Annotated in this window: 7 protein-coding genes; all 7 read left to right on the top strand. The window is 46.6% G+C overall.

The features are described from left to right. Nucleotides 1–50: 50 nt before the first annotated feature. The 7 genes from DFR62_RS04585 to DFR62_RS04550 all read left to right on the top strand — a co-directional run bounded on the left by DFR62_RS04585 (nucleotide 51) and on the right by DFR62_RS04550 (nucleotide 13,024). A complete protein-coding gene (locus tag DFR62_RS04585; protein WP_121298289.1) occupies nucleotides 51–1,328 on the top strand; it encodes a nucleotide sugar dehydrogenase in 1,278 nt (425 codons plus the stop codon). A 60-nt stretch (nucleotides 1,329–1,388) separates the two neighbouring features. Next, nucleotides 1,389–2,111 carry a WecB/TagA/CpsF family glycosyltransferase gene (locus DFR62_RS04580; RefSeq protein ID WP_121298287.1) on the top strand — a complete coding sequence of 241 codons (723 nt, stop codon included), beginning with the start codon at nucleotides 1,389–1,391 and terminating at the stop codon, nucleotides 2,109–2,111. Beyond that, nucleotides 2,111–3,208 (top strand): glycosyltransferase, encoded by a 1,098-nt coding sequence (locus tag DFR62_RS04575; RefSeq protein ID WP_121298285.1) that lies wholly within the window; start codon nucleotides 2,111–2,113, stop codon nucleotides 3,206–3,208. The genes DFR62_RS04580 and DFR62_RS04575 overlap by 1 nt, the downstream gene beginning before the upstream one ends. A 244-nt stretch (nucleotides 3,209–3,452) precedes the next feature. Next, entirely contained in the window at nucleotides 3,453–4,832 is a 1,380-nt protein-coding gene (locus tag DFR62_RS04570) for a cell wall-binding repeat-containing protein (protein WP_158290787.1), read from the top strand. Nucleotides 4,833–5,024: 192 nt separating this feature from the next. After that, nucleotides 5,025–7,400 (top strand): SpoIID/LytB domain-containing protein, encoded by a 2,376-nt coding sequence (locus tag DFR62_RS04565; protein ID WP_121298281.1) that lies wholly within the window; start codon nucleotides 5,025–5,027, stop codon nucleotides 7,398–7,400. Between the two features lie 1,218 nt (nucleotides 7,401–8,618). Continuing rightward, on the top strand, nucleotides 8,619–10,493 hold the full coding sequence (locus DFR62_RS04555) for an LTA synthase family protein (RefSeq protein WP_121298277.1): 1,875 nt from the start codon (nucleotides 8,619–8,621) through the stop codon (nucleotides 10,491–10,493). Nucleotides 10,494–10,762: 269 nt separating this feature from the next. Further along, nucleotides 10,763–13,024, top strand: a complete 2,262-nt coding sequence (locus DFR62_RS04550) for a cell wall-binding repeat-containing protein (protein ID WP_121298275.1) — start codon at nucleotides 10,763–10,765, stop codon at nucleotides 13,022–13,024. The last annotated feature ends 6 nt before the right edge of the window (nucleotides 13,025–13,030 follow it).

Below are 13,030 nucleotides of genomic sequence, written 5' to 3'. Positions count from 1 at the left end.
TTTTGGAGCGGGAGATAAAAAATTACTGGCGATTGAGGAGAATTAACGAAATGGAAAAAATCTGTGTAGTTGGATTAGGATATATCGGCTTGCCGACAGCGGTCATGTTCGCAAACCATGGTTATGATGTTCACGGAGTGGACGTCAATCAAAAAGCAGTGGACATGCTGTCTGACGGGCAAATCCACATTGAAGAACCGTTTCTTCAAGATTACTTGAACAAAGCATTGGAAAAAGGCACTTTCTCGGTTTCGACAACACCTACAGAAGCGGACATGTTCATCATCGCTGTGCCGTCTCCGATTGCGGAAGACAAAACAGCCAATATGGATTACATCCGTGCAGCGACTGAATCGATCGTGCCATTCCTGAAAAAAGGTGATTTGGTCGTCTTGGAATCAACCGTTCCTCCGCGCACCGTGCTCGATGTCATGATGCCGATCCTTGTGAAGAGCAATTTGGAAATCGGGACAGAACTCTTTGTTTCGCATTCCCCAGAGCGCGTCATTCCTGGAAAAGTATTTGAAGAGCTCGTGAAAAATGACCGCATCATCGGCGGCATCAATGAAGAATCTTCAAAACGTACGCAAGTGTATTACGAATCATTCGTTAAAGGTGAATTCATTTTGACGGATGCGACGACTGCTGAAATGGTCAAGGTCATGGAAAACACTTACCGCGACGTCAACATCGCTTTCGCCAATGAAATCGCGAAAATCTCCGACAATGTCGGGGTCGATGCTTGGGAAGCGATCCGCCTCGCCAACCATCACCCGCGCGTTAATATCCACTTGCCAGGTCCCGGAGTGGGCGGGCATTGTATCGCAGTTGACCCGTGGTTCTTGGTCGAAAAAGAGAAGGATCTTTCACAGATCATCCATCTGTCACGCAATACGAATGACGGCATGCCGCAATACACGGCAGACAAAATCGACGACATCCTAAAAGATGTGGCCGATGCGAAAGTCGCTGTATTCGGTTTGGCCTTCAAAGGCAATATCGATGACATCCGCGAAAGCCCATCGATGGAAGTACTGGAACACCTGAAAGCGAAAAACCTGCGCATTTCTTCTTTTGACCCGCACGTCAAAGAAAACAAAGCGCCGTTCCAGACGCAATCCTATGACGAAGCAGTCGAAGGCGCGGACTTGATCGTCATCTTGACCGACCATAAAGCATTCAAGGAATACAATCCGAAAAACCTTGGCGGAACGATGCGCCATAAAGCCATTTTCGACACGAAAAATGCCATCAGCCGTGAAGCTTACGAAGAGGCTGGATTCACGGTTTACCGTCTCGGTGACGGCAAAGGCAATCCAAAAAATTAAAATACACGGCCGCATTTTCAAGCTTTTGGAAATGCGGTTTTGCATGGAGGCACGAACTACATGAAAGAAGAAATTTTAGGCGTCACCGTCAATAAAGAAACCGAACAGCAATTGCTGGATAACATCCAAAACGATATCGAAACAGGGCGCAAATCACGCATTGTTGCAATCAATCCTGAAAAAGTCATGATGGCTTCAAAAGACCCGGCACTCCGGACACTGTTGAACGAATCGACCTACCAGATTCCAGACGGAGTCGGCATTAAAATCGCTTCCCGCATGCGTGGCGGCGCAATTCGCGAACGCGTGACGGGCATCGGCATGATGGATGCGCTGCTTCAACTCGCCAATAAACACGGCCATCGCATCTTCATGTACGGGGCGAAAAAGGCGACTGTGGAACTGGCTGCACAAAACATCCAAGCGAAATACCCGAATCTTATCGTCGCCGGGACACTCGACGGCTATGAAAAAGACCCTGAGAAAATCATCCAAGCCATCAATGAAGCAAAACCGCAGATCTTATTTGTGGCGCTCGGCAGCCCGAAACAGGAATTGTTCATCCGTGAAAACATGGAGCGGTTGGACGTCAATATCTTTCAGGGCGTTGGCGGCAGTTTCGATGTCTACAGCGGCAATGTTAAACGTGCGCCGAAGCTGTTCTTGAACACAGGAACCGAATGGCTTTACCGTCTGGCGAGCCAGCCTACGCGTATCAAACGCCAAATGGCGCTCCCGCAATTTCTTATCAAAGCTGTGCGCGATAAAGGGGGAAAACGCTGATGAAAGTACTTCATGTCATCAGCGGCGGCGAAACCGGCGGATCCAAAAAGCATTTATTGCAGCTATTGACGAACTCTCCCGTAGAAGCAGAGTTGCTATTATTGACAGAAGGCGCATTTGCAGAAGATGCAAGAAAAATGGGGATTCCAGTAACGGTCGTCCAGCAAAACAGCCGTCTTGACCGGTCAGCCCCACGCAAGATTTTGATGGTCTTGAAAAAAGGCGGATTCTCAATTGTCCATTCCCACGGGGCACGTGCCAATTTTCTGATCGACTCGGTCTATAAAAAGCTGGGCATGCCGTGGTTCATCACGGTACACAGCGATCCAACGCTCGATTTTCTTCATCAGCCCAAGCCGCTCGCAAAAGTGTTCACTATCTTGAACCAGCGGGCGATGCGCCGTGCGGACCATTTGTTTGCCGTATCGCAGAAATTTAAGGATATGCTGATCCAAATGGGCGTCGAATCGAAGAAAATCACGCCGGTATTCAATGGCATCAATTTCCATGAAACCTTGCCGGAATTTGATCAAAGAGCCATTCGCGAATCCCTCGAGACTCGAGAAGATGAGTTCGTCTTTGCCATTGTGGCACGTCTTCATCCAGTCAAAGGCCATGATATTTTACTTAATGCACTCTCACGAATCGATCGACCGTGTAAACTATGGGTCATCGGCGAAGGCGACCTACGCCAGAAACTAAGTGAACAGGCAGCGGCACTCGGCATTTCAGAGCGCGTGCAATTTTTGGGGGCGCGGAAGGATGTCGACCAATTATTATATGCGGCGGATGTATCTTTATTGACTTCACATAGTGAGAGTTTTCCGCTGGTGCTGTTGGAATCTGCCGATATGGCAACGCCTGTTATCTCGACAAATGTTGGCGGCGTGCCAGCACTGATTGATCCAGGGAAAACCGGATGGATCGTTGAACCGGGGCGTGCAGATGCTCTTCAACACGTGATGGAAAAGGCGATGGATGCGGATGTGCAAGAAATGGGAAGCATGCTTCGGAGCTTTGCAAAAGAAAATTTTTCCAATGAAAATCTACAACGGGAAATCCAACGAGTTTATAGCGCTATTTTGAAGTTAAACTAGGTAATTACTCCTGTTTATTTTAAAATGTTAATATTATGAAATATACCGTTCAGCCTATACAGGACGCGGTTTTTAAAGCCCTTTGAGCACTGTCTCAAAGGGTTTTTTGTCGTCCCTGTAACATAAATGTAATATTCATCTCAATAATTCAGTGATAAACTCTGAATTATTCAGAATAAAAAATTGCCTAATAAATACAGAAAAGCAGACTATAGAACTCAGGGGGAAGAAGAAGCATATGAAAATGACAAAATGGTTTGGAACAATGATCGCCGCAACTGCTTTATCAGTGACTGCTTTCGCTTCCAGTTCAGAAGCAAGCGTCTATGAAAAGTTTGACCGCATCTCAGGATCGGATCGTTATGAAACGGCCATCCAGGTATCACGTGAAGGATGGACTGCTAACAGTACCGATAATGTCGTGCTCGTCATCGGCGATAATTACCCGGATGCTCTCGCGGGTGCTCCACTTGCTAAAAAATTGAATGCGCCAATCCTGTTGGTGAAAAAAGATACTGTACCGGCGTCGATTATGTCTGAAATTGGCCGTCTCGGAGCTAAGAATGCAACCATTCTCGGCGGTGAAATTGCAATTTCCAACCAAGTGGTCAAGCAATTGGAGTCAAAAGGCATTAATGTGGATCGAATTGCAGGAAGCAGCAGATCGGAAACATCAGCCTTGATTGCCAAAGAAGTCGGGGGGACTTCAGCTATCGTGGCGAGCGGGTCCGGCTATGCCGATTCTTTGTCGATTGCTTCTCATGCTGCAGAAACTGGAAAGCCGATTCTTCTCACATCCGGAAAAGAATTGTCTAGAGAAGTTGAGCAGGCATTAAAAAATTATGAGGATGTAACAGTCGTGGGCGGAGAGGTCGCTGTTAGTTCGGCGGTCTACAACAAAATTGGCCAATCAGCCAAAGTGCAGCGTATTTCAGGAAAAGACCGATACGCTACGGCGGCAGCGGTCGTTGCAAAACTGTATCCAAAAACCATTGACGATTCCCTGGTAGCTTCTGGGCAACAATTTGCCGATGCACTCACAGGTTCTGCATTGGGCGGGAAACAGAACAAGCCGATTTTACTTGTTAAACAGTCGGCATTGCCTTCCCAAACAAAAGATATCATCAATAATAAAAACGTGCAGAAACTGACAGTCATTGGCGGGGAAGTAGCAGTTTCAAAAGAAGCCTTGAACCCGAATCCAAAACCGGCGCCGATACCAGTCGTCAAGCCATCAGTGGATATCCGTTCTAATATTATCGATGAAGCGAAAAAACATATCGGCACACCGTATCGCTGGGGCGGTACAACGACTTCAGGATTTGATTGCTCAGGATATTTGATGTATGTCTTCAATAAAAACGGAATCTCGATTCCGAGAACGACTGCTTTGATGGCCCAGTCCGGCAAACCAGTCAGCTATTCGAATGTTAAAGTCGGCGATATCGTATTATTGGATTTGGTAAGAAGCACACCGACACGTCCATCACACGCCGGAATTTACATCGGTGATGGAAAAATCATCCATGCTGGAACAAGCACAGGCGTCACAATCACGCCACTTGATACATCTTGGGGCCATTGGGACAAGAAAATCGTCACAATCCGTTCCTACACAGATTAAAGAAATGGCTTCGGCCATTTTTTTTTGCCCGCGTAGACAGGAAATCGAGTGATACTTAACAAAAACAGAATTTATAGGTGGAATTATTTACAAATATTTAGAAAATTTATGTACCTTTTAATAAAAATCTAGAATATACTGTTAAAAAAGAGAGAATGTTCATCTGAAATAGTCTAACTAGGGGGAAAAGCATTGAGAATTTTACTGAAGGGTTTGGCCATATTGTTGTTTATCGGGGTTCTTGCGGGTGGGGCGGCTAACGTCTCGGCAGCTGATGATTTTACAGTCAAAGTCCGGCTGACCAATAATTTAGGCACGAACAGCAGCTACGATTTCGTTCCACAAGGCAGTTCACAACTAAAAGAAGACAAAACCGTGAAGTTAACAGCAGGAACCCGCTACCAGGTGCAAGTGTCATCGGGCAAATTGGTATTGAAAAAAGGCAGCCAAACCTTGAAAAGCGGTTTGAACACGGTGACGATCGAACCGTCTGTTTATTCAAAGGCCAATAACATCCATCTTTACAAACCTGGATCCCAGACGATCTATCCGTATCTCGGTACCATCCTATTCCGCATGTCGGGTACTACGAAAATACAGCCCGTGAACTCTTTGCCATTTGAAGATTACCTAAAAGGCGTTGTGCCATCCGAAAGCCCGGCCAGCTGGGGGGCAAACAGGGGCATGGAATCACTGAAAGCCCAAGCCATTGTCGCCCGTTCCTATATTTTCTCTAAGATGATGAACCAAAGCACATTGGAAATCGACGATACGACAACTTTCCAAGTATATAAAGGCTTTATGTGGGATTCTCTATCCCCGCATTACAATCCGGTTTACGAATACACGAACCGTGCAGTCAATGAAACAGAAGGACAGATTCTTACTTATAAAAAAGCAGACGGCCAAAAAGGTTTTGTCACCGCTTATTTCTCATCAAGCAATGGCGGACAAACAGAACTGCCTGAACAATATTGGTCGAGCAAATTGCCTTATCTCTCTGCTACGCAAAAAGACGAATTCGATCCCCAAACACCATGGAAACTCAACTGGCTTAAGCAGCAGCTTCCGGCTACTGTCGATTTGATGGCCCCGGCTCCTTGGTGGAATACGATAGGTGAATTGAACCTAAATGGCACTCTTGTTGGTGAGCAAAGCAAAAATGCGTTCAACAATTTTAAAAAAGATTTATTGAGTAAAGCAAAAGCCCAGGATTCAACTGTCGAATCGATCAAAATCGCTTCCATCAACAAAATCCAAACCGAAGACTTCGCGAACACCGGAAAAGTCCAATCGATCACGCTTGAAATGGATTATTATATCCGCAACAGCAAAAACGGGGCCTTGAGCTTCGACATGGCAGCCGGTGCAGCATCCAAAACATTGGCTGGCAAAAGCCGCTATGACACGGCCATCGAAATTGCAAAAGAATTATTAGGTACTGAAAAAGCGCCAGCTATCGTATTGGGCCGCGGGGATGTACCTGCGGATGCATTGGCCGGAACGGTTCTGGCACATAAATATGGCGCGCCGATGTTGCTTACCAAGAGTGACGCTTTGCCATCTTCTGTAGAGGAGTTCTTGGAAAAGCAAACCGTCCAAGGGGCTACTATCTACCTGTTGGGAGGCACTTTGGCTATTTCAGAAAATGTTGAACAGGCTTTAATTGATAAAGGTTTTAACATCAAGCGATTGGCCGGAAAAAGCCGTACCGACACGTCATTGCTGATTGCACAAGAAATCGGCCAGACTCAAACTGTGTTGATGGCTACTGGAAATGATCAATCATCAGACGCATTATCAGCTTCTGCTTACGCAGCTGTTCATCAGTTGCCGATCCTGATTCATACAGGCAAGAACCTTTCAGGCAATACCGCCTCATTCATGGAGCAAAGCGGAACCGAGAAAGCACTGATCATCGGGGGGAATGAAGCGATTCCTGAAAATATGGCAGGTGCTTTAGAGGCACTCGATATCCACAGTGACCGGATCAGCGGCAAAACCCGTGTGGATACCAGCCTTGAAATCAACCGCCTATTGCCGATGAACGGCAAAAACCTTGTTGTCGGCAATGCCCATTCATTTGTCGATGCGCTCGCAGGATCTGTGTTAGCTGCGAAAACGAATTCTCCGATCCTCATGCTGCATCCGGATCCAAACCGTTTGCCGGCTGAACATATGGAGCAAGTCAGCAAACTGACAAAAGACCAGGCTTATTACCTTGGAGGCGAATCGGTCATTCCAAGTGCATTGAAGACGGCGAGCGACGAGTACATCGGCTCTTCTTTGAAAAAGCACAAAGCCATCGTCACATATAAAGCCGGTGAAAAACCGAGCATGACCACTTTCCGCACATTGGTGGGGACAGCAAACTTGAAGAGCTCCGATTTTGACATCGTAGATGAATCAGACCGCTTCATCATGGACGGAACTGGCTTCGGCCATGGTGTCGGCATGAGTCAATGGGGATCCTATTACCGCTCACAAGCCGGCCACAGCGCAGAGGACATCTTGAATTTCTATTACCAAAACGTCTCGATCGAACACACATCACAATTCGTGAAGTAAATGTTGGCATCGACGATATAGCAAAAAGCCGTCCTCACCAGGGCGGCTTTTTTATGCGGAAATTTTGCAATGAAGTGATAGGAGAAGCTTCCGCTAATCGACTGCGTTGCAGGGAGCTGCTTGGGGCTCGCAGGATGCGGGTCATGCAGTTGATACGATAGATAGCTATGAAATGAGAAGAAGCGAGTGGAAAAGCTTTCGCTTTTCGACTACGTTGCAGGGGGACGCTTGCCGGGGGGCGGGTGTTGAGCCAATGTGCCGAAGAGCTTGGCACATTTGTCTCGCCAGCCCGCGCGGTCCCCCAGGCGTCGCCCCCTTTCACTCCGTCTCTAGTTTTAGAGAGGAAGAAATTTTTTCTGTCCACTCAATAGAAAATGTTGAAATGTATCATGTTTTGTAGCTTGAGTAACTTTTGTTTTGGAGGGACGCTGGTTCTGACCAATTAAAATAATTTTTGGTTCAAGCACCAACTTGCCAGATGCTGCATTCCGGGAAGCGATTCCCCCACTAGCCGGCAACTGGGTATAGAAGCAGATATACCTAAACACACTCGACTCAACGAAATCACCAAGCCGCCTAGCGTAAAAGGGTGAGCCGACGCCGTAAGACAAGTGTTCTTCTTGGCTTATGGCAAGAGGCCAACCCAAAGCAAGGTGGCGACTACGAAGCTGAAGCACAAGTAGAATGCTGAAACACTTCAACACGTAAACCCTCACTATCCACTTCAAATATGTTCGCGAAGTGATTCCCCCACTAGCCGGCAACTAACTACAGAAGCAGAACAGCTTAAACAATAAACGTCCAATGAAATCTCTCAGCAGCCTAGCGCCAAGGGTGAGCCGAAGCCGTAAGACAAGTGTTCTTATTGGCTTATGGCAAGAGGCCAACCCAAAGCAAGGCGGCGAATGCCAACATGAAGCCAGAATCGAATGTCAAAACAGATTGGCATGCAAACTCTCCTATCTCCCTGAAAAAGCATTTCCCGCTGTCATTTTTAACTTCATCCAATAGAACTCTGGAATCTATCTACCTGATTTTCTATAATAATTTTCTGTAAAAGCTCAACAACTTGAAAATCTAGCGATGTCTTGCTACTCAAGGGATGGGGGCATAAAGGAACCTTGCGCCACGGTCTGGCGTCTTTACCTAATATTAGCGCTATTGTAATAATTGTAATAAAAGTGCTATGATGGATTCATTGATTATGAGGTGTTTATTATGAAAAAGACAAAAAAACTTAATTCCCCGTTGCTGGTTTTAGTGATTTTATCCGTCATTCTGCTCATCAAGCTAGGGGTATTCCGTACCCTGGTCTACGGTGAAGTCTCCTGGCTGCGCCTAATAGCCATCGATTTTCCGGTATTCATGCTCTTGCCGGTGCTATTGTTCGTTGTGCTGCGCCGGGTCAGCCCGCTAGTGGCGTTAATCTATAACCTGTTCGTCTCGGCGCTTCTTGTGTCGATCGTCTGGTATGAGCGCTATTTCCAGACCGTGCCGAGTTATTTTGACCTTCAGCAAGGCGATCAAGCCGGCTCGGTCATGGAAACGGTTAGCTTATTGTATGCACCGCTCGACTTCCTGTTCTTTGCCGATATCATCGTCTACATAGCTTTGTTCGTTTTATACTGGAACCGGCCGCTGACAATGAAAAACCGCAAGAAGATCAGCGTAGCAGCTTTTGTACTGGTGGTGCTGAGCGTGGTGACGACAGTGGTCGCCCTGCAAAAGCCGATTTTGGATATGACTTTATTCGCAAAGGAACAAGGATTTGTCCAGACCCAATTGGTCCAGGCAGCGCAGCAAAATAGCGCATCGGCCCAAATGCATTTGCTATCGGATGAGGAGCTGGCTAAGCTGAAAGGCAATGAGTTCGTGCCTTATACGGAACACGATCGCTTCGGCATCGCAAAAGATCGCCACCTGTTCATCATTCAAGTCGAATCCTTGCAGAACTTCGCCATTAACCAATCGATCGATGGGCAGGAATTGACGCCGAATCTCAATGAATTGCTTGGCGACAGCCTGTATTTTGACCGCATGTTCCAACAAATCGGTGCAGGCAACACATCTGATGCCGAGTGGCTATTGCATATGTCACTGTTGACGAGAGGCTTGGATCCGACGGTCAATTATTTGAACGGCAGCCCATTGCCATCGCTTGTCAATATGCTCAATGAGCGTGATTATTACACAACGACTTATCATGCAGACAAGTTAGAGTATTGGAACCGCGCGGAATTGTACCCATCGCTTGGATTTGATTATGCGTATTCGAGCGAGGAGATCCCGAATGAAGACCTGATTGGGTTATGGCCATCCGACCGGACGATGTTCGAGTTTGCAGAAGGTGAAATACAAGAGCAAATCGCCTCTGGGAAAAAAATCTATGCAAACTTGATGACCGTAACGAGCCATACGCCTTTTGAAGTGCGTGAACAAGACAAGTATTTGGAGTTGCCGGAAGAATACGTGGATACCTACACAGGAAATTACCTGCAATCCATCCGGTATGCCGATGAAGCGGTAGGGGAATTCATCAATTTCCTAAAAGCGGAAGGCATTTATGAAGACTCACTGATTGTCGTCAATGGCGACCACTCAGGGCTTCATGGCCGGCCGATGACAAAAGAGGACAACGAGCTGATGGCCGACTTGCTCGGGCATACTTATTCGTTAAAAGATCGTTTCCTTTTGCCATTCATTGTCGCAGCTCCTGGATTACTCGAGTCAGAAGTGAATTCGAATTTTGGCGGGCAAGTGGACATGATGCCAACCATCATGAATTTGATGGGCATCGAACCGCAAGCGCCGATGGTCGGGCATAATATGCTGCAATACGAGAATAACTTGCTCGCAGTGCGCTATTACTTGCCGGGGGGCTCATATATCACCGGCGACCATATGTACTTGGGCCAAAACGCCAGATATCCCGAACGCTATTATGACTTCGAGACGATGGAGCGGATCGAACCGGAGCCTGAAATCATCGAAGAGCAGCAGGAAAGAGCGTTGAAAATCTTAAACCATTCGGATGCATTGCTGAGCAATTTCCTGGATGATGACGAAGAAGCAGAGACCGGAGAAGAGAGTTAACTCTTCTCTGGTTTTTTTTGTTAATTCAAATTTACGAATGATAATGCAAATTTATTGCATAATCAATAAAAAGATATTGATTATAAATACCTAAATTGTGTATACAATTAAAGGATTTTTCGTAATTTACATAGGACTATTATCTTTGCGTCTGAAAAATTCACTTTTAAACGCTGTATAAAGAATCATTTTAAGAAAATATTGTAAAATTCTCTTGTTTCTCCTAATTTTCCCCCGTACTATTAGGTCAGAAAGAGGGGAATGTAGCATTGAAAAAGAAACTTTTGTTTGTGTTGTTGCTGCTGCTAGCCATTGGAATGGGAACCGGAACTGCTTCGGCAGCCGGTAAACCAACTGTTATATTAGACCCGGGACACGGAGGAGCTTACGGCGGAACGGCTGGTTACTCAGGAAACCGGACCGGCTATTACGAGAAACACGCCAATATGGAAGTGTCGAAGCGATTGAAATCCGAACTAGAGAAAAGAGGATTTGTCGTTCACATGACCAGAACATCCGATGTCCAGTTTTCACGCATTTCATCCAGTGCGGATCTCGTCGAGCGGATGAAAGTCGCAAACGGCATGATTGCAAGCGGAAATAATGACAATACCATTTTCATGTCCGTGCACCACAATGCGACGGGTTCACCTACATACGGTGGATACGAAACGTATTACTTCGATAATCGATATGCGAGTTCGTCATATCCACCATCAGTCTTACAGCGCCATTACTCGCCGGAAAGCGGCCGTTTGGCAACGAACACGCACCGCGCAGTCATCAACTCAGGCGTTAAGGAAGGCCGCGGCATCGTCGCAAACAGCCTGTACGTAACACGTACATCAAATGTGCCAGCTGTGCTGCTCGAAGTCGGCTATATGTCCAATCCGACAGAAGAAGCGATGATCAAGCAAGCTTGGTTCCAACAGAAAATTGCAGCGAATGTTGCAAAAGGGGTAGATGATTTCTTCAACGTTTATGTCGTCAACGACAAAAACGGCAAAGCGATCAAACACTATACATCGAAAACCGATGCGTTGAATTATTCAAAAACTATTTCAGGCAGTTATGTAATTCATAAGAAAACCGGGAAAGTGGACGGCGCAACGAAGCCTGATCCTGAACCAGTTGACCGCCCATTAGTCTATGGCATTTATCATCCATCCGTAAAAATGAGCAATAATCTATTCGGGACAGAACAAGAAGCGGTCAACGAAGCGAAAAAATGGAAGAACACAAGAGTTGTCCATACGACAACGGGAATTGTCCTGTGGTCCAACTACTTGCCGAAGAAATTCGTCGTCCTGGACGGCAGCGATAACGAAGTAGAGCGTTTCTATCAAGAAGAAGCAGCGATTGCCCGAGCTGGAAAATTATCGCAGGCATCTGTCATCGATGAGTCGACGCTCGAAGACGATATCGTCTGGTCGAACTTCAAACGCAAAAACTTCATCGTCCGTTCGAAAGATAAAGGCGAGATGGTCCACCTTTACAACCGCGAGGAAGCTCGCAGCTATGCCCGCAACTGGCCGAACTCGGAATTGTATGATGTGTGGGCTAAGAAAGTAATCTATACGAACACAGATGAAACCAAGTATTCGTATACTCCGCAAAATGTGCAAGGCAAGAGCCGCATCGATACAGCCGTTGCCGTGTCCAAGTTGCTCTACCCTAACGGATTTGCATCTACGAAGAGTCAGAAAACGGTAGTTTTAGCTACATCGAACCAATATGCTGACGCATTGTCAGCTGGTCCTTTGGCGGCACATTACGGCAATGCTCCTATCCTTTTGAGCAGAACGGATGCTCTTACTCCAGCCGTGGAACAAGAGCTAAAACGCTTAAAAGCCAATAAAGTGATTATAGTGGGCGGTACAATTGCGCTCTCTAGCTCTGTAGAAAGCAAGTTGAAGAATATGGGGTTATCGGTTGAACGCTTGTCTGGCCAAACCCGCTATGACACAAATGAGAAAATCAACGAAAAATTGCCTGCTACTGATGGCGTATTTGTTACCGCGGGCAATAATTATCCGGATGCTTTAACTGCTGCCAGCATTGCTGTAGTTAAGAACTGGCCGATTGTTCTTGTTGGCGATGGTCAGGCCGTACCGGCCAGCTTGAAGACAGCTTTCGGTGACGAAGTCGTCATCGTCGGTGGTACATCTGCAGTTTCAGCTTCATTGGAAACAGCCGTGAAACGTGAAATTGGTTCTGACGCTGTCCGCCGCCTATCAGGCAAAACGCGTTATGAAACAGGAACGGCTGCGATCGATTACTTCGCAGATGAATTCATGTCGAACCGTTTGATTGTCTCAACTGGCACGAACTACCCGGATGCGCTTGTATCATCCGCAGTCTCTGCCCGTTACAATGCACCACTCTTCCTGGTGCCCGATAAATCATTGCCATCTACACTAACGGATTCATTGACGCAACACAGCACAGAGAAACTGATCAACCGCACATATTACATTGGCGGCGCAGTCAACTCGTCTATTAAAACAACGATCAACGCAATGCAAAAATGATAAGGT

This window comes from Planococcus citreus (assembly GCF_003664125.1).
Lineage (GTDB): Bacteria > Bacillota > Bacilli > Bacillales_A > Planococcaceae > Planococcus > Planococcus citreus.
The sequence above is the reverse complement of the archived record's forward strand: the minus strand, read 5'-3'. Positions and strand labels throughout refer to the sequence as shown.